At 63.8% G+C, this 25,129-nt stretch carries 23 protein-coding genes; 13 read left to right on the forward strand and 10 right to left on the reverse strand.

The features are described 5' to 3' along the window. Positions 1–101: 101 nt before the first annotated feature. On the reverse strand, positions 102–1,028 hold the full coding sequence (locus tag LIX93_RS08060) for a MurR/RpiR family transcriptional regulator (protein ID WP_226503476.1): 927 nt from the start codon (positions 1,026–1,028) through the stop codon (positions 102–104). Between LIX93_RS08060 and LIX93_RS29555 the strand changes: the two genes are divergently transcribed. The 13 genes from LIX93_RS29555 to LIX93_RS08120 all read left to right on the forward strand — a co-directional run bounded on the left by LIX93_RS29555 (position 1,027) and on the right by LIX93_RS08120 (position 16,025). After that, positions 1,027–1,161 (forward strand): hypothetical protein, encoded by a 135-nt coding sequence (locus LIX93_RS29555; protein WP_260524677.1) that lies wholly within the window; start codon positions 1,027–1,029, stop codon positions 1,159–1,161. The genes LIX93_RS08060 and LIX93_RS29555 overlap by 2 nt on opposite strands. A 177-nt stretch (positions 1,162–1,338) precedes the next feature. Continuing rightward, a complete protein-coding gene (gene iolC / locus LIX93_RS08065) occupies positions 1,339–3,279 on the forward strand; it encodes a 5-dehydro-2-deoxygluconokinase (RefSeq protein ID WP_226503477.1) in 1,941 nt (646 codons plus the stop codon). A gap of 58 nt (positions 3,280–3,337) precedes the next feature. Beyond that, positions 3,338–4,231, forward strand: coding sequence for a myo-inosose-2 dehydratase (gene iolE / locus LIX93_RS08070; RefSeq protein WP_226503478.1), 894 nt, complete (start codon positions 3,338–3,340; stop codon positions 4,229–4,231). Next, positions 4,228–5,034: a 5-deoxy-glucuronate isomerase gene (iolB, locus tag LIX93_RS08075; protein WP_226503479.1), complete on the forward strand. Its 807-nt coding sequence runs from the start codon at positions 4,228–4,230 to the stop codon at positions 5,032–5,034. Before iolE ends, iolB begins: the two co-directional genes overlap by 4 nt. Before the next feature lie 75 nt (positions 5,035–5,109). Next, entirely contained in the window at positions 5,110–6,612 is a 1,503-nt protein-coding gene (locus LIX93_RS08080; protein ID WP_226503480.1) for a CoA-acylating methylmalonate-semialdehyde dehydrogenase, read from the forward strand. Between the two features lie 154 nt (positions 6,613–6,766). After that, positions 6,767–7,588: a TIM barrel protein gene (locus LIX93_RS08085; protein WP_226503481.1), complete on the forward strand. Its 822-nt coding sequence runs from the start codon at positions 6,767–6,769 to the stop codon at positions 7,586–7,588. A 75-nt stretch (positions 7,589–7,663) separates the two neighbouring features. Next, entirely contained in the window at positions 7,664–9,601 is a 1,938-nt protein-coding gene (gene iolD, locus LIX93_RS08090) for a 3D-(3,5/4)-trihydroxycyclohexane-1,2-dione acylhydrolase (decyclizing) (protein ID WP_226503482.1), read from the forward strand. Between the two features lie 38 nt (positions 9,602–9,639). Then, a complete protein-coding gene (locus LIX93_RS08095; RefSeq protein WP_226503483.1) occupies positions 9,640–10,665 on the forward strand; it encodes a Gfo/Idh/MocA family oxidoreductase in 1,026 nt (341 codons plus the stop codon). Between the two features lie 200 nt (positions 10,666–10,865). After that, positions 10,866–11,912: a Gfo/Idh/MocA family oxidoreductase gene (locus LIX93_RS08100; protein WP_226503484.1), complete on the forward strand. Its 1,047-nt coding sequence runs from the start codon at positions 10,866–10,868 to the stop codon at positions 11,910–11,912. A 102-nt stretch (positions 11,913–12,014) separates the two neighbouring features. Continuing rightward, entirely contained in the window at positions 12,015–12,176 is a 162-nt protein-coding gene (locus LIX93_RS08105) for a hypothetical protein (protein WP_226503485.1), read from the forward strand. A gap of 106 nt (positions 12,177–12,282) precedes the next feature. Beyond that, entirely contained in the window at positions 12,283–13,221 is a 939-nt protein-coding gene (locus LIX93_RS08110) for a sugar ABC transporter substrate-binding protein (RefSeq protein ID WP_226503486.1), read from the forward strand. Positions 13,222–13,334: 113 nt separating this feature from the next. After that, positions 13,335–14,876: a sugar ABC transporter ATP-binding protein gene (locus LIX93_RS08115; protein WP_226503698.1), complete on the forward strand. Its 1,542-nt coding sequence runs from the start codon at positions 13,335–13,337 to the stop codon at positions 14,874–14,876. A gap of 126 nt (positions 14,877–15,002) precedes the next feature. Next, positions 15,003–16,025, forward strand: coding sequence for an ABC transporter permease (locus LIX93_RS08120; RefSeq protein WP_226503487.1), 1,023 nt, complete (start codon positions 15,003–15,005; stop codon positions 16,023–16,025). Between the two features lie 664 nt (positions 16,026–16,689). On the opposite strand, the gene LIX93_RS08125 is transcribed toward LIX93_RS08120, so the two are convergent. From LIX93_RS08125 to LIX93_RS08165, 9 genes are all read right to left on the reverse strand, one after another. Further along, the gene (locus LIX93_RS08125; protein WP_226503488.1) at positions 16,690–17,541 is read right to left on the reverse strand and encodes a DUF6282 family protein; all 852 of its coding nucleotides are present in this window, start codon (positions 17,539–17,541) and stop codon (positions 16,690–16,692) included. A 156-nt stretch (positions 17,542–17,697) separates the two neighbouring features. After that, positions 17,698–18,684, reverse strand: coding sequence for an alpha/beta hydrolase (locus LIX93_RS08130; protein ID WP_226503489.1), 987 nt, complete (start codon positions 18,682–18,684; stop codon positions 17,698–17,700). Then, complete coding sequence (locus LIX93_RS08135; protein ID WP_226503490.1) at positions 18,675–19,649, reverse strand: nitronate monooxygenase; 975 nt, start codon at positions 19,647–19,649, stop codon at positions 18,675–18,677. Before LIX93_RS08135 ends, LIX93_RS08130 begins: the two co-directional genes overlap by 10 nt. 77 nt (positions 19,650–19,726) lie before the next feature. Further along, positions 19,727–20,077 carry an antibiotic biosynthesis monooxygenase gene (locus LIX93_RS08140; protein WP_226503491.1) on the reverse strand — a complete coding sequence of 117 codons (351 nt, stop codon included), beginning with the start codon at positions 20,075–20,077 and terminating at the stop codon, positions 19,727–19,729. Beyond that, positions 20,074–21,231 carry an LLM class flavin-dependent oxidoreductase gene (locus tag LIX93_RS08145; RefSeq protein WP_226503492.1) on the reverse strand — a complete coding sequence of 386 codons (1,158 nt, stop codon included), beginning with the start codon at positions 21,229–21,231 and terminating at the stop codon, positions 20,074–20,076. Before LIX93_RS08145 ends, LIX93_RS08140 begins: the two co-directional genes overlap by 4 nt. Next, on the reverse strand, positions 21,228–21,926 hold the full coding sequence (locus tag LIX93_RS08150) for an RraA family protein (RefSeq protein ID WP_226503493.1): 699 nt from the start codon (positions 21,924–21,926) through the stop codon (positions 21,228–21,230). Before LIX93_RS08150 ends, LIX93_RS08145 begins: the two co-directional genes overlap by 4 nt. Beyond that, a complete protein-coding gene (locus tag LIX93_RS08155) occupies positions 21,923–23,074 on the reverse strand; it encodes an isocitrate/isopropylmalate family dehydrogenase (protein WP_226503494.1) in 1,152 nt (383 codons plus the stop codon). The genes LIX93_RS08150 and LIX93_RS08155 overlap by 4 nt, the downstream gene beginning before the upstream one ends. Further along, positions 23,071–24,051 (reverse strand): nucleoid-structuring protein H-NS, encoded by a 981-nt coding sequence (locus LIX93_RS08160; RefSeq protein WP_226503495.1) that lies wholly within the window; start codon positions 24,049–24,051, stop codon positions 23,071–23,073. Before LIX93_RS08160 ends, LIX93_RS08155 begins: the two co-directional genes overlap by 4 nt. Before the next feature lie 183 nt (positions 24,052–24,234). Continuing rightward, positions 24,235–25,104, reverse strand: coding sequence for a LysR family transcriptional regulator (locus tag LIX93_RS08165; protein WP_226503496.1), 870 nt, complete (start codon positions 25,102–25,104; stop codon positions 24,235–24,237). Positions 25,105–25,129 lie beyond the last annotated feature (25 nt).

Here is a 25,129-nt window from a genome sequence, read left to right on the forward strand (position 1 = left end):
CTTTGCTCCCACGGGTGTACGGCCAAGATGCGGCACTATAGGAGCAAGGGGGGCGCGTCAGGCGGCGAAAAGGCCGCAAGACCCTCATCAGCAAACCGTGCTCAATCCTCAAACCCGATCTGCTCGTGAATCTCGTCGACCTTCAACTCCAAGCGATACGCCACGGCAATGAACAAGGCCTGGCACAGGCACAGCGTCGCGCTCAACGAGCGAAAGGCGAACGAGCTGCCCTCGTTCACCAGCAGCACCGCGTTGGCGCGCTTGGCCAGCGGTGAAAGGTTGCTGTCGGTGATGATCAACGTCTTGGCCTGATGATGCTGGGCGATGCGCAGGCAGTGCTGGGTTTCCTTGCCGTAGGGAGTGAAGCTAATGGCGATCACCAGGTCGTTGGCGCGCACGCTGCGCATCTGCTCGCGATAACTGCCGCCCAACCCGGACACCAAATGAATGCGCTTGTTGGTGTGCTGCAGGTTGTACACCAGGTAGTCGGCCACCGCGAACGACCGGCGCACGCCCACCACATAGATGTTCTCGGCATTGACCACCAGGTCGACGGCCTTCTCGAACACCGCATCGTCGAGCTCCAGCCCCAGGCGCTCGATGCCCGACAGCGTAGCGCTCACGCATTCACGCGCCAGGTCGCCGCCGCTGGCTTTCTCCGACTTGTTGTCGATCAGGTTGCGAATGCGCTGCTGGTAGTTCTGCACCGGGGTGGTCTTGAGCGTATAGGCGTCGCGAAACAACGCCTGCATCTCGCTGAAGCCACTGAACCCGAAGCGCTGCGAAAAGCGCACGATAGCCGAAGGGTGCACCTCGCATTCACGGGAAATATCGCTGATGCGGTCGACCATGATGCGGTCGCTCTGCTGGGTCATGTAACTGGCGATGCGTTTGAGCTGACGCGGCAGGCTTTCGTATTCGCGGCTGATCTGCTGCAACAGTTGTTCAGCGGTTTCCGGGGTCGCACTGCTGGCGACGGCGGTGTCGCTTTCATCAGGGGCTGTCACCGGCGGTTCGGAGCGTGACATGGGCAATCCTTATGGCGTGGTCGCGTCGGCTGGTCTGGGACGTCCGTTCGACTTCTGGCTGTTGCCGCCCAGTCTACAGGCTCTCGGCGAGAAAAATCTGCGGGTGTGTGGGTGGCAGGAGGCGCTCGGCTGAAGCGTTACAGCCAGACTAAAACAATGTTTCCGCATGTTAATGGAATAAATTTTCCGAGTAAAAAAATTATAGAAAAAATATTGATTACGGCAAAAAGAAGTTCTAGAGTTCGCTCACACCAAACGCGTTTGCCACACTCTGGGGCGACGCAGGCTGATAAAAATAACAGGAGCCAGCATGGGCCAGACTCGATTTGCCAGTGGGCGACAACTGGATTTGATTTGCCTCGGGCGCCTGGGCGTCGACCTCTATGCACAACAGGTCGGCGCGCGCCTCGAAGACGTCAGCAGTTTCGCCAAGTACCTGGGTGGCTCGTCCGCCAACATCGCCTTCGGCACCGCGCGTCTGGGGCTGAAGTCGGCCATGCTGAGCCGCGTCGGCGACGACCACATGGGCCGCTTCCTGGTCGAGTCGCTGGCGCGCGAAGGCTGCGATGTCAGCGGCATCAAGACCGACCCCGAGCGCCTCACCGCCATGGTCCTGCTGGGCCTCAAGGACCGCGAAACCTTCCCGCTGGTGTTCTACCGTGAAAACTGCGCCGACATGGCCCTGTGCGAAGCGGATGTGCGCGAAGACGTCATCGCCTCCGGCAAGGCGCTGTTGATCACCGGCACGCACTTTTCGACCGAGCGGGTCTACAACGCCAGCATCCGCGCGCTCGACTACGCCGCCAGGCACGACGTCAAACGCGTCCTCGATATCGATTACCGCCCGGTGCTCTGGGGTCTGGCCGGCAAGGCCGATGGTGAGACACGCTTCGTCGCCGACCAGAAAGTCAGCGAGCACGTGCAGGGTATCCTGCCGCGTTTCGACCTGATCGTCGGCACCGAAGAAGAATTTCTCATCGCCGGGGGCAGCGAAGACCTCCTCACCTCGCTGCGCAAGGTCCGCAGCCTGACCGCCGCCACCCTGGTCGTGAAGCTCGGCCCGCAAGGCTGCACGGTGATCCACGGCGACATTCCGGCGCGCCTCGAAGACGGCGAAATTCACCCAGGCGTGCGGGTCGAAGTGCTCAACGTGCTGGGCGCCGGCGATGCCTTCATGTCGGGCTTTCTCAGCGGCTGGCTGCGTGATGCCAGCGATGCTCGCTGCTGCCAGTTGGCCAATGCCTGCGGCGGGCTGGTGGTGTCGCGCCACGCCTGCGCCCCGGCGATGCCGACCCCGGCCGAGCTTGAATACCTGTTCAACAGCCCGGTGCCCATTACGCGGCCGGATCAGGACGTCGCCTTGCAGCGCCTGCATCAGGTCAGTGTGCCGCGCAAACAATGGAAGCAGCTGTTCATCTTCGCCTTCGATCACCGTGGCCAGCTGTTCGAACTGGCCCAGCAGGGCGGTGCCGACAGCAAGCGCATCAGCGAGTTGAAGATGCTGTTCATCCAGGCAGTGCAGCGGGTCGAAGCCGACCTCGCTCAGCGCGGTATCGATGCCGATGTCGGCTTGCTGGCCGATCAGCGCTTCGGCCAGGACGCCCTCAACGCCGCGACTGGCCGTGGCTGGTGGGTGGCGCGCCCGGTGGAGCGCCAAGGCTCGCGGCCACTGGCGTTCGAACACGGCCGCTCGATCGGCAGCAACCTGATCGCCTGGCCCAAGGAACAGATCATCAAGTGCCTGGTGCAATACCACCCGGACGACGAGCCGCTGCTGCGCCTTGAGCAGGAAGCGCAGATTCGCGGGCTCTTCGAGGCCTCTCAGGTCAGCGGCCACGAGTTGCTGCTGGAGATCATCCCGCCCAAGGATCACCCGTCCACCTACCCGGACGTGCTCTATCGGGCGATCAAGCGCCTCTACAACCTGGGTATCTACCCGGCCTGGTGGAAGATCGAGTCGCCGAGCGCGGCCGAGTGGGAACAGCTCGATGCCCTGATCCAGGAGCGCGACCCCTATTGCCGGGGCGTGGTGCTGCTGGGCCTCAACGCGCCGACCGACGTACTCGCCGAAGGGTTCCGCAATGCTCGCGCCAGTACCACCTGCCGGGGTTTCGCGGTGGGCCGCACAATCTTCCAGGAGCCGAGCCGCGCCTGGCTGGTCGGGGAAATCGACGATGAAGCGCTGATCCAGCGCGTGCAGGCCACCTTCCAGACGTTGATAGAGGCCTGGCGCGACGCCCGCAGGCAGTGATCCGCGCGCCGACCGCCGCAGCATGAACCGCACACAAGAATAAATAACAGGTACCGCCATGTCCGCTATCCGAATTGGCATCAATCCGATTTCCTGGAGTAACGACGATCTGCCCGCACTGGGCGGTGAAACGCCGCTGAGCACCGCCCTGAGCGAGGGCAAGGAAATCGGCTATGCAGGTTTCGAACTCAACGGCAAATTCCCCAAGGACGCCAAGGGGGTCGGCGACGTCCTGCGCCCCTACGACCTGGCGCTGGTGTCGGGCTGGTACTCCAGCCTGCTGGCGCAGCGCTCGGCCGCCGAAGAAATCGACGCCATCGCCAACCATGTGCAAGTCATGGCGCAGAACGGCGCCCAGGTGCTGGTGTATGGCGAAGTGGCCGACGCCATCCAGGGCAAGCGCATTGCGCTGGTGGAGCGCCCGCGTTTTCATACCGACAAGGCCTGGCAGGCCTACGCCGACAAACTCGACGAACTGGCGCGTTTCACCCTCAGCCAAGGCGTGCGCCTGGCCTACCATCACCACATGGGGGCCTATGTCGAGTCGCCCAGCGATATCGACCGGCTGATGGCCCTGACCAGCACCGATGTCGGCCTGCTGTTCGACTCGGGGCACTGCTACCTGGGCGGTGGCGAGCCGTTGCAGGTACTGCGCAAGCACATCGATCGAGTCTGCCACGTGCACTTCAAGGACGTGCGCAAGGGCGTGGTGCAACTGGCGCGCAACAACCTGTGGAGCTTCCCGGACTGCATCGTCAACGGCGCCTTTACCGTGCCTGGCGATGGCGACATCAACTTTGGCGAGCTGCTCGACGAGCTGCTCGCCCATCACTACCAAGGCTGGCTGGTGGTCGAGGCGGAGCAGGATCCGGCCGTGGCGCCCAGCTACGCTTTCGCGCAAAAGGGCTACCAGACCCTGCGCCGTCTGCTTGATGAGAGGACTACCCAATGAGCCTGCTAGTCAAAAGCAATGCCCGTGGCCAGACCATGGTGCAACTGCCCCAGGGCGAACTCGAATACGTCGGTTTCGCCGCCTACCGCTTGAGCCTGGGCGAGAGCCTGCCGGTCAGCGCCGGCGACCAGGAACTGTGCCTGGTGCTGCTCAGCGGCCGCGTCGATATCAAGGGCGAAGCGCCCCAAGGCGGTTTCAAGTGGGACAACATCGGCGATCGCCGCTCGGTGTTCGAGGACAAATCGCCCTTCGCTGCCTACCTGCCACCGGGCAGCCAGGCGCAGATTACCGCGCTGAGCGATGTGCAGATCGGCGTGTGCGCCGCGCCCGGCGCCAAGGACACCGGGCTTGGCCCGCGGCTGATCGAGCCGGCCAGCATGAAGCGCAGCGTCCGTGGCAAGGGCGCCAATACCCGCTACGTGTGCGACATCCTCCCGGACACCGAGCCGGCCCATTCCCTGCTGGTGGTGGAAGTGCGCACGCCGTCCGGGCATTCGTCCAGCTACCCGCCGCACAAGCACGACACCGACGACCTGCCGCACCAGAGCTTTCTCGAAGAGACGTATTACCACCAGATCAATCCGCCGCAGGGCTTCGTGTTCCAGCGCGTGTACACCGACGACCGCAGCATCGATCAGGCCATGGCGGTGGAAAACAGCGACCTGGTGGTGGTGCCCAAGGGGTATCACCCGGTCAGCGTGCCTTATGGCTACGAGTCGTATTACTTGAACGTCATGGCCGGGCCCAAGCGGGTCTGGCAGTTTCATAACGATCCGCAGCATGCGTGGTTGATGGATTTGTAAAACCAAGATCTGCGGTGCTGCTGCCATTGGCGGGCACAGGCGCCCCACACTCTTCAGACTGGAGACAACAATAAAATGAGCACTGCCCCGGTTATTGGTCACTACCTCGACGGCGAGGTGCAGCACAGCGGCACCGAGCGTTTCAGCGATGTCTTCAACCCGGCCACCGGTGAGGTCCAGGGCCGCGTCGCGCTGGCCACCCAAGGCACCGTCGACGCCGCCGTGGCCTCGGCGCTCAAGGCCTTCCCGGCGTGGTCCGAGCAATCCTCGCTGCGCCGCGCGCGGGTCATGTTCAAGTTCAAGGAACTGCTCGACCAGCACCACGACGAACTGGCGGGCATCATCAGCCGCGAACACGGCAAGGTGTTTTTGGACGCCAAGGGCGAAGTCACGCGCGGCATCGAGATCGTCGAATTCGCCTGCGGTGCGCCGAGCCTGCTCAAGACTGATTTCAGCGACAACATCGGCGGCGGCATCGACAACTGGAATCTGCGCCAGCCTCTGGGTGTGTGCGCCGGGGTCACGCCCTTCAACTTCCCGGTCATGGTGCCGCTGTGGATGATCCCGCTGGCGCTGGTGACGGGTAACTGCTTCATCCTCAAGCCCTCGGAGCGCGATCCGTCGGCCAGCCTGCTGATGGCCCGGCTGCTCAAGCAGGCCGGTCTGCCCGATGGCGTGTTCAGCGTGGTGCAAGGTGACAAGCTGGCCGTCGATGGCCTGCTGCAGCACCCGGATATCCAGGCGATCTCCTTCGTCGGCTCGACACCGATCGCTGAATACATTCACACCCAGGCCAGCCAGCGGGGCAAGCGTGTACAGGCGCTGGGCGGCGCCAAGAATCACATGATCGTGATGCCCGACGCCGACCTCGATCAAGCGGCCGATGCGCTGATCGGTGCTGCCTATGGTTCGGCGGGGGAGCGCTGCATGGCGATCTCCATCGCGGTGGCGGTCGGTGACGTAGCCGACAAGCTGATCGCCAAGCTGCTGCCGCGCATCGACCAGCTCAAGGTTGGCAACGGCATGCAGCCCGACAGTGACATGGGCCCGCTGGTGACGGCGGTGCACAAGGCCAAAGTCGAGGGCTACATCGCTCAGGGCGTGAAAGAAGGCGCCGAGTTGCTGGTAGACGGCCGTGGTTTCACGGTGCCTGGCGCCGAGAACGGCTTCTTCGTCGGCGCGACCTTGTTCGACAAGGTCGGCACTGACATGAGCATCTACAAGGAAGAGATTTTCGGGCCGGTGCTGGGCATCGTCCGGGTGGCTGATTTCGCCACGGCGGTGGAGCTGATCAACGCTCATGAATTCGGTAACGGCGTGTCGTGCTTCACCAGTGACGGCGGCATCGCTCGGGCGTTCGCACGCAACATCAAGGTCGGCATGGTGGGCATCAACGTGCCGATCCCGGTGCCCATGGCCTGGCATTCGTTCGGTGGCTGGAAGCGCTCGCTGTTCGGCGATCATCACGCCTATGGCGACGAAGGCGTGCGCTTCTACAGCCGCTACAAGAGTGTCATGCAACGCTGGCCGGACAGCATCGCCAAAGGCGCCGAGTTCAGTATGCCGACGGCTAAATAAACCCTGAACCAATGGCGACTGGACGGCCGTTTTCGCGAGCAAGCTTTGCTCCTGCAGGTGCACACCGCACCTGTAGGAGCACAGCTCGCCCGCGACGAGGCCCACTGGCCCAACACCGATGTTCCTGAACACTGCTACCTGGAGAATAAAAACAATGTCCCAGCCCCTGCGTTTCGCCCTGAATCGTATGGTTGCACCGCGTCTGTCGCTGCCCGACTTCATCGACCTGGCGGTGAGCCTCAAGGCCGATGCCATCGAGATCCGCAACGACCTCAACGGCATCGAGATCGAAGACGGCACCCCTGCCCAGGTGGTGCGTGAACTGTGCGAAGAGCGCGGCATCCGCGTGCTGTCGATCAACGCCCTGTATCCCTTCGATGTGTGGAACGACGAACGCCGCGCCCAGACCCTCAAGCTCGCCGCCTATGCCCGTGACTGCGGCGCTCAAGGGCTGGTGATGTGCCCGCGCAACGAGCACGCCGACCCACGCAGCCCCGCCGAACGCAATGCCGGTTTGCGTACCGCACTCACTGAACTGGCGCCGATCCTGCGCGAGCACGGCTTGCTGGGTTTCGTCGAGCCACTGGGTTTCGAAGAGTGCGCGCTGCGCTACAAGCGCATTGCGGTAGAAGCGATCAAGGCCATCGGCGGCCTGGATGTGTTCCGCCTGGTGCACGACACCTTCCATCACCATCTGGCCAGCGAACACGAGTTCTTCCCGGAGCTGACTGGCCTGGTGCACATCTCCGGTGTCGAGGACGCCCAGGCGCCGCTCAATACCATCCGCGATGGCCACCGCGTGCTGGTTGGCGACGGCGATATCCTCGGCAACGCGGCGCAACTCGACACGTTGCTGAGCACGGGGTATCGCGGCTATGTGTCGTTCGAGCCGTTCGCCGAAAGCGTTCATGGCCTGAGCGACATCCGCCAGGCGCTGGCGGCGAGCATGGCGCATTTGCGTACGGCGTTGGCCTGATTTCGTGGGCAGCGCCTGCTCCCACAGGGATCAAAAGCGAACGCAAGGCAGCACATAATAATTGAAGGTGTGAACATGACCACAACCCGACTGACCATGGCCCAGGCCCTGGTGAAATTCCTCGACAACCAGTACGTCGAGGTCGATGGCGTCGAAAGCAAATTCGTCGCTGGGGTGTTTACCATCTTCGGCCATGGCAACGTGCTGGGCGTCGGCCAGGCGCTGGAGCAGGATGCCGGCGAGCTGGTGGTGCACCAGGGCCGTAACGAGCAGGGCATGGCCCACGCCGCCATCGGCTTCGCCAAGCAGCACCTGCGGCGCAAGATCTACGCCTGCTGTTCATCGGTGGGTCCCGGTGCCGCCAACATGCTCACTGCGGCCGCCACGGCCACCGCCAACCGCATTCCGCTGTTGCTGCTGCCGGGCGATGTATACGCCAGCCGCCAGCCCGACCCGGTGCTGCAGCAGATCGAGCAGTTCCACGACCTGAGCATCAGCACCAACGACGCCTTCCGCGCGGTGAGCAAATACTGGGATCGCATCAACCGCCCCGAGCAACTGATGAGCGCGGCCATTCACGCCATGCGGGTGCTCACCGATCCGGCCGAAACCGGCGCGGTGACCCTGGCCTTGCCGCAAGACGTGCAGGCCGAAGCCTACGACTACCCGGACAGCTTCCTGCAAAAGCGCGTGCACCGCATCGATCGTCGGCTGCCCACCGAGGCCATGCTCGCCGACGCCGTGGCGGCGCTGCGCGGCAAACGCACGCCCTTGATCATCTGCGGCGGTGGGGTCAAATACGCCGGCGCCAACGCGCAACTGCAGGCCTTTGCCGAACGCTTCGACATCCCCTTCGCCGAAACCCAGGCGGGCAAGAGCGCCATCGTCTCGGCCCATCCGCTCAACGTCGGCGGCATCGGCGAAACCGGCTGCCTGGCCGCCAACCTGCTGGCCAAGGAAGCCGACCTGATCATCGGCATCGGCACCCGTTACACCGACTTCACCACTTCATCCAAGTGGCTGTTCCAGCACCCCGAGGTGCAGTTTCTCAACATCAACATCAGCCCCGCCGACGCCCTCAAGCTCGACGGCGTGCAGTTGCTCTGCGATGCCAAGGTCGGCTTGCAGCAGCTGTCCGATCACCTGGCCCGCACCGGCTTTCGCTCGGGCTGGAACAACCGCGTGCAACAGGCCCGCGCCGAACTGGATGCCGAGGTCGATCGTATCTATCAAGTGGAATACACCAGCGCCGATTTCGTCCCCGAGATCAACGATCACATGGACCCGGCCGTACTGCGTGAATTCATCGAGCTGACCGGCTCGTGCCTGACCCAGAGCCGCGTGCTCGGCGTGCTCAACGAAACCCTGCCCAGCGACGGCATCATTGTCGCGGCCGCCGGCAGCCTGCCCGGCGACCTGCAACGCAGCTGGCGCAGCAAGGGCGTCAACACCTATCACCTGGAATACGGCTACTCGTGCATGGGCTACGAAGTCAACGCCGCCTTGGGCGTCAAGCTCGCCGAGCCGCAGCGCGAGGTCTATGCGCTGGTGGGCGACGGCTCGTACATGATGCTGCATTCCGAACTGGCGACTTCGATCCAGGAGCGGCGCAAGATCAACGTGGTGCTGCTCGACAACATGACTTTCGGCTGCATCAACAACCTGCAGATGGAACACGGCATGGACAGCTTCGGCACCGAGTTCCGCTTTCGCAACCCGGACAGTGGCCAGCTCGATGGCGGCTTCGTGCCGGTGGATTTTGCCATGAGCGCAGCGGCCTACGGCTGCAAGACTTACAAGGTCTCGACCGTCGAGCAACTGCGCGCGGCGTTGGCCGATGCTCGGCTGCAAACGGTGTCGACGCTCATCGACATCAAGGTTCTGCCCAAGACCATGATTCACAAATATCTGTCCTGGTGGCGCGTGGGCGTGGCGCAAGTGTCCACCAGCGCGCGCACCGATGCGGTGGCCAAGACCCTGAACGAACGACTGGCCAAGGCCCGTCAGTACTGATTGCGCTCTGACCAACAAAAACAATCTGGAGGCTTCACATGGCTACCTCTTCTACACCGCTAAAACTGGGCGTCATCGGTACCGGCGCCATCGGTCGTGACCATATCCGTCGCTGCAGCCACGCCTTGATCAATAGCACGGTGGTGGCGGTCACCGATATCAACCTGGAGCACGCCGCCAAGGTCGTGGCCGAGCTGGGCATTGCCGCCGAGGTGTATGCCGATGGCCATGCGGTCATCAATGCGCCGGAAGTCGAGGCGATCCTGGTCACGTCCTGGGGCCCGACCCACGAAGAGTTCGTGCTGGCCGCCATCGCGGCGGGCAAGCCGGTGTTCTGCGAGAAGCCGCTGGCAGTGACCGCCGAGGGCTGCCGGCACATCGTCGATGCCGAGATCGCCTACGGCAAACGCCTGGTCCAGGTGGGCTTCATGCGTCCTTATGACGAAGGTTACCGCGCGCTCAAACGGGTCATCGACAGCGGCCAGATCGGCGAACCGCTGATGCTCCACTGCGCGCACCGCAACCCCACCGTGCCGGAGCAGTACAAGACCGACATGGCGATCACCGACACGCTGATTCACGAACTCGACGTGCTGCGCTGGCTGTTGGCCGATGACTACAAATCCGTGCAGGTGGTGTTCCCGCGCAAGACCAGCAAAGCCTTCGCCCATCTCAAAGACCCGCAGATCGTGCTGATCGAGACGGTCAAGGGCACGCGCATCGACGTCGAGGTATTCGTCAACTGCCAGTACGGCTACGACATTCAATGCGAAGTGGTGGGGGAGACCGGTATCGCGCGGCTGCCGGAGCCGTCGCAGGTGCAGTTGCGCAGCGAGGCGAAGCTGTCCAACGCGATTCTGATGGACTGGAAGGACCGCTTTATCGCCGCCTATGACGTCGAGTTGCAGGCCTTTATCGACGGCGTGCGCGCCGGGCACATCAACGGCCCGTCGGCGTGGGATGGTTTTGCGGCGGCGGTGGCGGCCGATGCCTGTGTGGCAGCGCAACAGAGCGGCACGATCGTCGAACTGGGCCTGCCTGCGCGGCCGTCGTTCTATAACTGAGCCAATAGTGGGTTCATTGCTGCAAGAGGTGCGTTGCCTGTGCGGACCTCTTCGCGGGCAAGCCTTGCTCCCACAGGGCAGTTGCAGAGTCGTGCGCCTGTGGGCGCAAGGCTTGCCCGCGAAGACAATGGCCGATGCACCTCTGCCGCAAGAGCCGAGCGCGATTTCGCGTACACAGTCGCTATCAAAAGGATCCTCTTATGCGCATCGGACTGGTTGGCTACGGCTTTGGTGGCCGTTTCTTTCATGCTCCCCTGCTCACCAGCCTGGCCGACGCCAAGCTGGTGGGCGTGGTGACTCGTTCCGACGAGCGCCGCCAGCAACTCAGCGCTGATCACCCCGGCGTCCCGGCGTTCGACAGCATCGGCCAACTGGTCGAAGCCGGCGTCGATCTGCTGGTGATCTGCACGCCGTTACCCGGTCGTGCCGCCCTGATCCAGGAGGCTTTCGATCACGGCATCGCCGTCGTCAGCGACAAGCCCTTCGCCTTCAACGCCACCGAGGCCAGCGCCTTGATCGCCGCCGCGCACAGCGCCGGTGCGCCCTTCACGGTGTATCAGAATCGGCGCTGGGATTCGGACTTTCTCACCGTACGCAAACTGATCGCCGAGGGCACACTGGGCACCGTCAGCCATTTTGAATCACGCTTCGAGCGCTACTCGCCACAGTCCCTGGGCGACACCAGCGCCGGCGGGGTGTTGCTCGACCTCGGCAGCCATCTGGTGGACCAGGCCCTGCAACTGTTCGGCGCGGTCGAAACGGTGTACGGCGAGCTGTACTACAGTCCACAGGCCCCTGACGTGGATTATGGTTTTTTCGTGGCCTTGCGCCATCGCAATGGGGTGGTCAGCCACCTCTATGGCAACAAATTGCAGGACGCCGAGCCACGGCGTTTTCGCGTGACCGGCAGTAACGGCACTTATTGTGTCGAGGGCCTCGATGGCCAGGAAGAAGCAACCCTGGCCGGCCGCTCACCGCGCAGCGAAGGCGAGCGCTGGGGCGTCGAAGAGCATCGACGCTGGGGCTGGTTCGAACGCGGCGCCGAACGGGAGAAAGTGCGCAGCGAGCACGGCAACTGGCCGCAGTTCTATGGGCAGGTGGTCGAGGCCATCAATGAAGGTCGCGAACTGCCCGTAGCACTGGATGAAGCTCTGCTGACAGTGCGCGTATTGGACGCCGCGCGGCTGAGTTCAGAGCGCCGTCAGGTGGTGAAATTGACCGATGATGGCAGCGCAGAAAGAATTTAGAATAAAATTCTAAAACAGGTTGATATGGAAATTATTTTCTAATAGAGTCGTTCCAAGGTTGCCGATCCTCACAATAAAACCAACAAATAAACAGGTACCGTCATGAACATGCTCCGCACTGCGCGTCACGCCGCACCTCTTCTGAAAACACTGGCCAAGGCCTGTGCCCGTCTGCTCGATGTCGCTTTCCATCCCAAAGGTATCGAACGCAATGGCGCGCTGGTGCTGTGCATTCCCGGTGCCCCCATCGTGCGTTTGCACTGACCGCGACGCTGTCCAGCTGCCTCTGGAAAAGCTGTTTCAAGAACGCACCTTCAAGAACGCACCTTCAAGAAAAGCACCTACAAGAAAAACAAGGAACCGCTCGCTCATGAAGACTCCACACCTCTTAGCTTCACTTGCCTTGTCTCTGTCCCTCTCGGTGGCCAGCGCCAGCGCTTTTGCCGATATCAAGATCGGCGTGGCCATGTCGCAGTTCGACGACACCTGGCTGACCTACCTGCGCGAGTTCATGGATAAACGCGCCAAATCCATCACCACTGAAAAAGTCAGCCTGCAGTTCGTCGACGGCCGTGCCGACGTCAACAAGCAGTTCGACCAGGTGCAGGAGCTGATCAGTAACAAGGTCGACGCCATCATCGTCAATCCGGTCGACACCGCTGCCACGGCCAACATCACCAAGACTGCCGAAAAAGCCGGTATTCCGCTGGTCTACGTGAACCGCAAGCCGGACGGCGACAAGCCGCTGCCCAAAGGCGTGGCCACGGTGGTTTCCGACGAAATCGAAGCCGGCCATCTGCAGGGCCAGTTCGTCGCGGACAAGCTGAACGGCAAAGGCAATGTGGTGATCCTGTTGGGCGACCTGGCCAATAACGCCACGACCAATCGGACCAAAGGGGTCAAGGAGATATTCGCCAAGTATCCCGACATCAAGGTCATCCAGGAGCAGACCGGGATCTGGCTGCGTGACAAAGGCATGACCCTGACCAACGACTGGTTGACCCAGGGCAAGGAATTCAACGCGGTGGTTTCCAACAACGACGAGATGGCCATTGGTGCCGCCATGGCGCTCAAGCAAGCCGGCGTCAAGGAAGGCAGCGTGTTCGTCACCGGCGTCGACGGCACCCCCGACGGCTTGAACGCCATCGAGAAGAAGCAGATGGCCGCCTCGGTATTCCAGGACGCCAAGGGCCAGGCCGAAGGCGCGGTAGATGTCGCGGTGAAGATGGTCAAGAAAGAAGACTATCCGGCGGCGACCGTCATCCCATACCGCCTGATCACCCCGGAAAACGTCGCGACCTTCAAATAAAACGCTCAGGGCTTCGCGCTTAGCGATTCGAACCTGTGCCCATGGTGGCTCGCGCCTGACGCGGCCACCCTGAAGATGGAGAGCCTGTCATGTTTGCCCAAGCCAACCTCGCAATGCCCACCGCGCAAGCACTGCCGACTGGCGCAACGGATCCCCAAGCGTCGCCCTATTTGCTGGAAATCACCCACATCAGCAAAGGCTTCCCAGGCGTCATCGCCTTGTCCGACGTGCAGTTGCGCGTCCGCCCAGGCTCGGTGCTGGCGTTGATGGGCGAGAACGGCGCGGGCAAGTCGACGCTGATGAAAATCATCGCCGGCATCTATCAACCCGACGCCGGCGAGCTGTTCCTGCGCGGCAAGCCCGTGAGCTTTGCCACGCCTTTGGCCGCATTGCAGGCCGGCATCGCGATGATCCATCAGGAACTCAACCTGATGCCGCACATGACCATTGCCGAGAACATCTGGATCGGCCGCGAGCAGCTCAATGGCCTGCACATGGTCGACCACCGCGCCATGCACCGCGCCACCGCCGATCTGCTGGGGCGCCTGCGTATCCGCCTCGACCCGGAAGAACAAGTGGGCAACCTCAGCATCGCCGAACGGCAGATGGTCGAGATTGCCAAGGCGGTGTCCTACGACTCCGACATCCTGATCATGGACGAGCCGACTTCGGCCATCACCGAGACCGAAGTCGAGCACCTGTTCTCGATCATCCAGGACCTCAAGTCCCAGGGCAAAGGCATCATCTACATCACCCACAAAATGAAGGAAGTGTTCGCCATCGCCGATGAAGTCGCGGTGTTCCGCGACGGCCAGTACATCGGCTTGCACAAGGCCGACACGCTGAATGACGACACGCTGATTTCGATGATGGTCGGCCGCGAACTGAGCACGTTGTTCCCGGTGCGTGAAACGCCGATCGGCAAACGCCTGCTGACCGTGCGCGACCTGAGCCTCGACGGGGTGTTCGAGAAGGTCTCCTTCGACCTGCACGCCGGCGAGATCCTTGGCATCGCCGGGCTGATGGGCTCGGGCCGCACCAATGTCGCCGAAGCGCTGTTCGGCATCACCCCGAGCACCGGCGGCGAGATCACCCTGGACGACCAACCGCTGCGCGTCACCGATCCGCACATGGCCATTGAGAAGGGCTTCGCGCTGCTCACCGAAGACCGCAAGCTCACCGGCCTGTTCGGTTGCCTGTCGGTGCTCGAGAACATGGAAATGGCGGTGCTGCCGCACTACGTGGGCAACGGTTTCGTTCACCAGAAAGCCCTGCGCGTGCTGTGTGAAGACATGTGCCGCAAGCTGCGGGTCAAGACCCCGTCGCTGGAGCAGTGCATCGACACCCTGTCCGGCGGCAACCAGCAGAAGGCGCTATTGGCGCGCTGGCTGATGACCAATCCGCGCATCCTCATTCTCGACGAGCCGACCCGTGGCATCGACGTCGGCGCCAAGGCCGAGATCTATCGCCTGATCGCCTTTTTGGCCAGTGAGGGCATGGCAGTGATCATGATTTCTTCCGAGCTGCCTGAAGTGCTGGGCATGAGCGACCGGGTCATGGTCATGCACGAGGGCGAACAGATGGGCATCCTCGATCGCGCCGACGCCACGCAGGAGCGGGTCATGCAGCTCGCTTCGGGTATCGCTGTGCATTGATCCGGTCGGTCCCCTGTGGGAGCGGGCTCTGCCCGCGAAATTTCGATACCGCGCGGCTCCTGAGCGCCGCGCCGCAACACCACCCGGGCCACCGGCCCGCGTCAGAACAAGAAGAGGTGAGTGGCTATGAACACAATCGTGGAAAACAAACCGGCCACGGCGCCGACCCGTTCGCGGCGGCGCATGCCGACCGAGCTGAGTATCTTCCTGGTGCTGATCGGCATCGCGCTGATCTTCGAAGCCTTCGGCTGGATAGTGCGCGACCAGAGTTTCCTGTTGAACAGCCAGCGCCTGGTGCTGATGATCCTGCAGGTATCCATCATCGGCCTGATTGCCATCGGCGTGACCCAGGTGATCATCACCACCGGTATCGATTTGTCCTCCGGCTCGGTGCTGGCGCTGTCGGCGATGGTCGCGGCGAGCCTGGCGCAGAGTTCTGATTTCACCCGCGCGGTGTTCCCGTCGCTGACCGACATGCCTGTCTATGTGCCGGTGATCGCCGGGCTCGGGGTCGGCTTGCTGGCAGGAGCGATCAACGGCAGCATCATCGCCATGACCGGGATTCCGCCCTTTATCGCCACCCTCGGCATGATGGTGTCGGCCCGTGGCCTGGCGCGTTTCTACACCGAGGGCCAACCGATCAGCATGCTGACTGATTCGTACACCGCCATCGGCCGTGGGGCCATGCCGGTGATCATCTTCCTGGTAGTGGCGGTGATCTTTCATATCGCCCTGCGCTATACCAAGTACGGCAAGTACACCTACGCCATCGGCGGCAACATGGCGGCGGCGCGTACCTCGGGGATCAACGTCAAGCGCCATTTGATCATCGTCTACAGCATCGCCGGCTTGCTGGCCGGATTGGCCGGGGTCGTGGCGTCGGCACGTGCCGCGACGGGTCAGGCCGGCATGGGCGTGTCCTACGAGCTGGACGCCATCGCCGCCACGGTGATCGGCGGTACCAGCCTGGTAGGTGGCGTGGGCCGGATCAGCGGCACGGTGATCGGCGCACTGATCCTTGGGGTCATGGCCAGCGGCTTTACGTTCGTGGGCGTCGACGCCTATATCCAGGACATCATCAAGGGCTTGATTATCGTGATCGCAGTGGTGATCGACCAGTATCGCAACAAGCGCAAGTTGAAACGCTGAAGCGGATTGCAGCCCATTGCAGGTGGTGCATCGACCACCGTCTTCGCGGGCAAGCCTTGCTCCCACAGTGCAAGTCGGTCTCGAGCCGTACACCTGTGGGAGCAAGGCTTGCCCGCGAAAGCGTCGGTCGCCACAGCGCAAGATTTCAGTCAGCTCACACACTCCCACAGTGCAAGTCGATCTCGAGCCGTACACCTGTGGGAGCAAGGCTTGCCCGCGAAAGCGCCGGTCGCCACAGAGCAAGATTTCAGTCAGCTCACACACTCCCACAGTGCAAGTCGGTCTCGAGCCGTACACCTGTGGGAGCAAGGCTTGCCCGCGAAAGGGTCGGTCGCCACAGCGCAAGATTTGAGTCAGCTCACACACTCCCACAGTGCAAGTCGGTCTCGAGCCGTACACCTGTGGGAGCAAGGCTTGCCCGCGAAAGCGCCGGTAGCCACAGCGCAAGATTTCAGTCAGCTCATACACTCCCACAGTGCAAGTCGATCTCGAGCCGTACACCTGTGGGAGCAAGGCTCGCCCGCGAAAGCGCCGGTCGCCACAGCGCAAGATTTCAGTCAGCTCACACACTCCCACAGTGCAAGTCGATCTCGAGCCGTACACCTGTGGGAGCAAGGCTCGCCCGCGAAAGCGCCGGTCGCCACAGCGCAAGATTTCAGTCAGCTCACACACTCAACATCTGTAGCGGCCAGCGCCGGGTGATGTCATCGACACGCCCGGCGCTGAGGTTGAAGCCCGCCATCCACTGCTGGCTCAGGGTCAGCCACTCAGGCAGGTCAGGCTGGCTGGTCTGGCCCAGGTCCGAGCTGTACAGCACTCGCGGCAACTCCCCCAGCACCGCAGCGAAATCGTCGGCCGGTTGATAGCCCAGTAGATAGGTGAGGGCGGTCTGCTCGATGTACAGGAACGGCAAATCCCCCAAGGCTTGCAGCGCTTTGGCGTCGAGCCCGGTCAACGGGTTGGCCGGCTGGTTGAGCATCAAGCGTGGCACCCCAAGGCGATCCGCCGCTTCTACCAGCCGTAACACCTCAGGCCCGTTGGCATGCCCGGTGGAAATCACCAGTGGGTAGTCACGGCTCATGCGCAGCAGATCGAGTGTGGCGGCGGTGAGCTGGCCGCTGTTGTCGCTGACGGTCAACGGCTGGATCGGCCGCTGGCCGAGGATCGGGTGGCTAAGGGTGCGGGCCAGGCGGCTACTGTGCTGGCGCCCGGTGACGGTGGGCAGGTGCACGATAAAGCGCAGGTCGGCATCGTGCTGGCACAGCGAGCGTTCGACCACGCGGGTATCGAGGCCGCCGGCGATTTCGTTGAGTACCACCGAGCCGGACACCGGCAGGCCGCGGGCGCGGGCTTCCCAGGCCTGGGCGGCAGTGCAGCCGAGGTGATTCTTGAGTACGACCCAGCCGTTGTGCTCGCGGTAATGCTCGCCGACAGCGGTGGCGCTGTGGCGGCGCAGGTAGGCATCGGGGCCGGCGTGGTAGTGCACGTCGATGAAGGTTGCGTGGGTGATGTTCATGGTGAGGGCCTGTCTGGAAGTTGATGTCGACTGGGCGAGCCTCTTCGCCGCCGAACGCGCACCCTTGCTCCCACAGTGCGCAGCGGCCCTGAGTCGTACACCTGTGGGAGCAAAGCGTGCTCGCGAAGAGGTCGGTGCGGCTGGCGCATAGTCTGTTCATGATGCGCTTTGTGCGGTCAGGCGCAGATGTTCCTGCACCCACGCCCAGACCCGCGCCGGGTGTTCGATATGCGGGCGCATGCCGCTGCCGGGGATGCTGGCGGCGAGGTGTCGGGTGGTGCGCGGGAAGCTGATGTTGCTGGCGCGTACCAGATGCGATTGTTCGCCGTAGAGGCTCAGGAGTTTGCCGGGATAGGCGTGCACGGCATCGCGTACATCGAGTCGTTCGAGCAGGCCAAAGCCGCGTTCGAGCCGTTCACACGCCAACGCATCCGCCGTGGGCCTGGGCCGTGCGTCATCCCTGTCGCGAGCAGGCTCGCCCCCGACAGGCCGGGGCTGCGCTGGGCGGTGGGCGAGAGAGGGGCCGTCGGGGGCAAGCCCTCTCGCTACAGAGTCGCCTGCGGATGGGGCGATCGTTGCGTTGGCACCTGCGTCTGCCGCCACCCAGTGCTCCAGCCAGCGCAGGGCCTCGGTCAGCTCGCCAGCGGCGGCCAATTGCGCCATATACCCCAGCCGCTCATCCAGCTGTGAATCAGCCTGGGTCGGCGCGCTGATCAGCAAGGTCGCCGGTATCGATGCGGCCCAGCGGCTGGCCAGCAGGCTCTGCACCACCGCGCCGCCCAGGGCGCTGCCGGCCAGTAGCTGGATTGGCCCAAGCCCTTGGAGAATCCGCCGCCAGGCATCGGCAAAGGTCGGCAGATCTTCAGGCGCCGGTTGCAGTGACAGGCTGTCGAAGATCATCACGCGATACCCAAGCGCCACCAGCCGCTCGGTCAGGGGCGCGAAAAACTGCCCTTCGTCCCAATACGGCATGACCGGCGCCATGACCACGGCCAAGGCGGGGCCATGGCCGTGGCTGACGAAGTTGATGTCGCTGGCGCCTGACACCGTGCCACCGGCCTGTGCGCCGATCGAGGCAACAACGCTCGATTCAATGCGGCCGCGACCACTCGCCGCCGGTTCAGCGAAAGGCTTCATAGGCATAGCCGCGCTCCTTGTTGCAGCGCGCTCCGGGCCGCCGCGACGATCTGCTCGACCAATTGCCCTGCCGGGAGAATATCGTTGACCAGGTCCACCACCTCGCCGGCCCAGATCGCCCGCACATCGAGGTTGTCGTCGCGTAGCGCTTGCGCATAGTCGTAGGCGACGCTGGCGGCCGCACTGCTCAGCAGATGCTCTCGGCCCAGCCAGCGTTCAGTGAACTGATTGGCCAGGGCGCGGCCGCTGTAGTGCTCCGGCCAGTCGATGCCGCGGATCTGATCGAAGCCGCGGGTGCGCACGGTATCGCTGGCGATGCCGTGCACCACTCGTTGCTTGAGCCCGGTGGAGGGCAAGGCTTCGTCGCTGGCCAGCAAGCGCGTGCCCATCATCACCCCGTCGGCGCCCAGGAGCAGCGCGGCAGCCATGCCGCGACCGTCGGCGATACCACCGGCGGCGATCAGTACGGCCTTGTCGCCCACCGCGTCACGCACCGCCGGAATCAACGGCAGGCTGGCACGGCGCAGGCTGTGACCGCCGGCCTCGGCGCCTTGCACGATCAAGGCGTCGGCGCCGGCATCGAGCGCGGCAAGGGCCTGATCGACGTCGTGCACCTGCACCACCACCAGGGCGCCGGCGTCCTTGATCGGCGCGACGAAGGGCCGCGCGTCGCCGAACGACAAGGCGACCACATGGGGCTGGTACTCCAGCGCCAGATCGAGCAGGGCCATGTTCTTGGCTACGGTGAACATCACCAGGCCGACGCCCCAGGGCTGGCTGACTTCACGCATCTGCTCCAGCTCGGTTTTCATCCAGGTCGGGTCGCCGTAGCTGGCGCCGATCAGCCCCAGCCCGCCCGCTTGCGATACTGCCGTTGCCAGGCGCGCGCCAGACACTGCGCCCATGGGCGCGAGCACAACGGGGTGGGGGATGTTGAACAGTCGGCACAGTTTGGAATCGAGGGTACTCATCGGGTACAGGCTCCATTGCGGGCATCAGCGCCCCATCAGGCGGCGCGATGCTGAAAAGTGACGGCGCGGTGCGCAGGTCAAGAGGCGGTGACAGGAGTTTCCAACGCGCTGGGGATGTAATCGGTGACGCGGTACAGATGGAATTCCCAGCTGCCGGTCTCCTTGAGTTTCAGATAGCGGCGGTTGAATTCGTCGTCCTGAAACAGTGACTCGAACTCGGCCTGATCGCGCCACAGCGCCTGGTTGATGACGGTCTTGCCATCGATGCTCTTGTACAACCGACTCCACTCGAACGAGGGATAGGTACGGGCCACGTAGCCCACCGCCGAGCGCAGCACGTCAAGCGCGGCGTCCTGCTGGCCCTCGTCGACGTGCACCACGTTGACCAGGTAGATGGCGTCTTGCTCGTTGCTGGCGAAATCGCTCATGCCACATCCTCCAGCGCCGGCGAGTAGGGCTGGCGCAGGCCTTGTTGTTCGAGGCGCGGCAGCACGTCGGCGACAAAATCGTCGAGGCCCTGGTGGTAGTCCAGCCAGGTCAGGCACAGGCCGTCGATGCCCAGTTCGTTGTAGGCATTGCACTGCTCGGCGATCATCTGGGCGGTGCCCACCAGCGGCATGCCGGCAAAGCCCGCCTTGAAGTGAAAGCGAAAACGCTCGGCGTCTTCGGCGTTGGCGAACATGCCGCTCTGCACGCCGATCTCGGCAGTGACGTTATCCAGCGCGGTCTCGTCGCCGTGCTGATTGACGTAGTAGTCCAGATAGTCTTCGGCCTCTTTGAGCGAGTCCTTCTGCACCACGTAGGCGTACACCCAGATCTGGATTTCGCGCCCGTATTCCTTGCGCGCCAGGTCGCGGTAGGTGTTGATCTGCGCGCGCATGGCGTCGGGGCCGTCTTCCTGTTTGAGAATCAAAAACGCCGCATCGCAATGCTCGGCGCAAAAACGTCGGCCGCGCTCTGAGCCCCCGGCGTTCATCAGGAACGGCCGATTGAGCGGCTTGGGTTGCGACACGCCTTGGGCGATGTTGAAGAACTCGCCCTTGAAGTCGAAGGCGCTGGGTTCGGTCCAGGCCTTGCGGGCGATGCTCAGCCATTCATCGGCGTGGTCGTAGCGGCGGTCGTGGGGCAACTGGGCGCCGCCGTTGAACATGCCCATTTCCTTGCCGTACCAGCCACAGATGATGTTGAGGCCGAAGCGCCCGCCGCTGATGTGGTCGATGGTTGCCGCCTGCTTGGCGGCGAACAGCGGGTGCACGGTAGACAGATGCGAGGTGGTGAACAGCGCGATCTGTTCGGTCACCGAGGCCAGGCCGGCGGCCCAGGTGTAGGTCTCGTACGACACGCCCATGGGGTCGCTGTCGCCCCCCCAACCGCGCCAGCGACCGACCGGCAGCAACAGTTCGAGGCCAGCGCGATCGGCTTTTTTCGCCAGTTGCAGGTTCGCGGTCCAGTCGGCGGCGGCCAGGCGTTCAGGCGCCGAGGTCAGGGTGCAGCCGCCTTCGATATTGATGCCGAACACGCCGAGCTTGAGGCGGTTGGGGCTGCTGAACATGGGGTTGGGCTTGCGGGTGATTGCAGTCATTGTGCTGCTCCTTGCGGGGTGGCTTGAGGGTTGGCGTTGAGCCAGGGCTGGTCGTAGCGATGCAGGCGCCGTGCTTCGCCCAGCGACAGGCCGCGGCTGATCGACAGGATGATTTCGCGCTCGGTGCGCTCCACGGCTTCGGCGCGCTGCAGTACCGCTTCGAACTGCGCGCGGGGGATGGCCAGGCAACCGCTAGCGTCGGCGACGATGACATCACCGGGGTAGATCGCTACGCCGCTGATGCGCACCGGTACTTGCACGGCCTTGAGCTGCACGCGGTTCTTGCCGGACTGCATGAAGCGGCCGCGGCTGAACAGCGGGTAGTCGAGCCGTCCGACCGTGTCGAGGTCACGGCCGACGCCATCGATCAGGGTGCCGTTGATGCCGCGCTGGCTGGCGAAGTGGGTGAGGATGTCGCCCCACACCGTGGCATCCAGGCGGCCGTCGTTGCAGGACACGATCACCGAATCGGCAGGTACGTCATCGATGTAGTTGGCGGCGTTGCGAAAGCCGCCGTGCTCGGTCACCGGCTGGTATTGCACGGTGTAGGCATAACCGCAGCAGCGTGTGCCGGGCACTTGCTGATGCAGGCCCAGCAGGCCGCCCGCGATGCCGAGGCTGTCGAGGGCATCGCTCAGGGCGGCGGTGTCGAGGGCGGCGCAACGCAGCAGCAAGGGATCAGGGGTGGCGTTCATGAAGGGCTTCCGACGGGGTAGAGGGTGCGGCTGGCCAGGCTGTTGGCCAGGCTGCGTTCGATGATGGCGCTGGCGACCTGGCCAGTGGTGGCGGTGCCGCCCAGGTCCGGGGTCTGGCAGACGCGCCGAGCCACCTGAGTGACCGCGCGCTGGAGGGCGTGGGCCTGGTCGCTGTAGCCCAGGTGGTCGAGCAGCAGGGCGACGCTGAGGAACATCGCGCTGGGGTTGGCGACGTTGCGGCCGACGTAGCCGGGGGCGCTGCCGTGCACCGGTTCAAAGTAGGCCGCTTTGCTGCCGAAGTTGGCGCTCGGCGCCAGGCCCAGGCCGCCCATCACGCCGGCGCCGAGGTCGGAGAGGATGTCGCCGAACATGTTTTCTGCCACTACCACGCCGAAGCGCTCGGGGCGACGGATCATCCACAAGGCAACGGCGTCGACGTTATCGATGTTGGCGGCGATGCCGGGGTAGTGCAGCGCCACTTCGTCGAAAATGCCCTTGGCGAAGGCGCCGCTGTGGCGCAGCACATTGGGCTTGTCGGCCAGGGTCACGCGGTCGAAACCTTGCTGGCGAGCATGCTCGAAGGCGAAGTGGAACAAGCGCGTCAGGCCGTTGCGGGTTTGCAGGCGCAGGGCCACGCAGGCGTCATCCGGGCCGTTGCGGGTCCAGGGGGCGCCGTGCAGCTCGCGTTGCTGCAAGAGTGGTTCGAGTTCGGCCGGCACCCGGCCGTAATCCAGGCCGGCATACAAGCCTTCGGTGTTCTCGCGGATCACCGTGAAGCAAAAGCGATCGTTGCCCAGCACATCGGTCACCGGTCGCACGTTGGCGTACAGGCCCAGTTGCTGGCGCAGCTGGATCACCGGCGAGACATAGTTCAGGCCTTGGCCACGCAGGTGCTCGGGCAATTGCGCCTCGGCCTCGTGCAGTGGCTGGCTGGTGATGGCGCCGAGCAAGGTGGCGTCGGCGGCGGCGATCTGCGCCCAGGTGCGGCTCGGGACCGGATCGCCGTCGCGTCGCCAGCATTCCCAGCCGATCTCGGCGAACGTCAGATCGATGGGCAGTTGCAGGGCGTCGAACAGCGGCAGAACCGCGTCGGTGACCTGCGGGCCGATGCCGTCGCCGGGCAATACGCACACGCGATGGCGGGTCATGGCCGTGCTCCTTGGGCGTGGCGCGCCGTGAGGTTTTGTTCATGCAGGGCGCGCAGACCGTGGTAGGTCGAGGCCAATTGCAGGCGGCTCATCACTTCATCGAGCCGCGCCTGCACATCGAACGGCAGGTTGTAGGCGCCGAGCATTACATCGACCAAGGGCGCTGGCAGGTTGCTGGCGCTGACCTGTTGCGCGGTGTATTCGGACAATTGCAAGGCCTTGACCAGGTCGTGACGGTCACGGTGGTCGCAGCGATGCAGGTAGCCGATGAGCATGCCCAGCGGCAGGTTGCCGGCGCCTTTGCCCATGCCGCACAGCGAGGCATCGATGTACTCGGCGCCGGCGTCGATGGCGGCCATGGCGTTGGCCAGGGCCAGCGACAGATTGTTGTGGGCATGAAAGCCCAGTGGCGTGTGCACTTCGCGGGCGGTGCGATCGAACAGCCGCCGCACGTCGTCCGGCAGCATGTGGCCGTTGGAGTCGGCAAAGCAGATGACATCCACACCGGTCCCTTCGGCGCGCAGGGCCATGTCGGCGAGCACCGCCGCTGGCTGGGTGGTGACGTGGGTGATATTGGCGCTGACCTCGACACCGAACGACTTGGCCAGGGCCAGGGTCCGCAGGCCTTCGTCGAGCTGATCCAGGCGCAGGCACACCCGCACCATGGCCACGCCGCGCTCGGCCAGTTGTGCCAGGTCGACGGCAGTGACATTGCGCGGGTGGACCATCACGCACAGCCCCAATCGCCCCTGTGCGGCTTTGACCAGGGCGTTTATATAGTCGCCGGTCACGGCGCTGTTGGCGCCATGCTCCGGCTTGCGGATGAATGAGCCGTTGCAGTAACCGATCTCGGCGCAATGCACGCCAACCTCGGCCAGATGCGCAACGGCATTGATGGCGTAATCGGTGGTGAATTCGAAGTTGTTTCGATATCCCCCATCACGCAGCGTCACATCAATGATTCTGACTTGGCTCATGACTCGATTCCCTTGAGTGGATGCTGGTACTGCTGGGAGTCGATGGTCGTGGCGAAAGGCAATAGGGTAAATTCCCAAAAAATTGCCAGGGGGAGGAGAAAATTCCCCTTGTGGGGGCGGGGCGCCGGGGTGTTCGATAGGCGCTATCGAATCCGCCAGGCCCGCGCCTTCAGAGGGGGGCGGTCAGAGGCTGGCGCCGGCCGGGAAGCAGCCGATCAAAAAATCCATCACGGCGCGCACTGAAGGATCCTTGCGCAGCTCGACATGCACGCCCAGCCAGACATCCACGACCAATGTCGGGGCGGCGCATTCTAGCCGCTGCAGGAGTGGATCCTGGCGCGCCAGGTAGTCCGGCAGCAGCGTGACGCCCAGGCCACTGCGCGCCGCTGCGGCGCGCACCTCCGGACTGCGAGCACGCAGTACCACCGGGCGCTCGCCGACCACCTCCTGCAACCAGTCGTGCTGAGGCGAGGCGTTCATGGCCTGGTCGTAGAGGATGTAGTCGTATTGCTCGGGCGGCCGCGCGTGGGTATAGCCCGGCGCCGCATAGAGGCTATACGACAGGCTCGCCAGGCGGCGCACCACCATGTCGGTCTGAGCCGGGCGGCGCAGGCTGATCAGCAGGTCGGGCTCCGGCGCTTTGGCGCTGGCTGGGTCCTGCCCGGCGTCATCGGGCAGCAGCAGGCTGACGTCGATCGCTGGCTGTTGCCGACGCAGATGGCCCAGGTGCGGGGCGATGAACGCCGAGGCCAGTGGCGCCGGCGCGCTGATCGACAGCGGCACGAAGCGTTGGGTTTGCGAGCGGGCGATTCTACGGATGGCCTGGGCGTCCTGATGCATGCGCTGGCCGATCTCCGCGACGCGGCGGCCAAAGGCGGTGAGTTGATACTGGCGCTGGCGACGGTCGACCAGCTTGAAGTTGAGCGCCTGCTCAAGGGCGGCGATGCGCCGGGCGACCGTGGCATGTTCGACGCCCAGCTCGCGGGCAGCACCGTTCAGTGAGCTGACGCGGGCAAAGGCCAGGTAATGGCGCAGGTTTTCCCAGTCGAACATGCTCGGTTCATGGGCGGCGGGCGCA

The sequence above is a fragment of the Pseudomonas sp. MWU16-30317 genome (genome assembly GCF_020515695.1).
Classification (GTDB): Bacteria; Pseudomonadota; Gammaproteobacteria; order Pseudomonadales; family Pseudomonadaceae; genus Aquipseudomonas.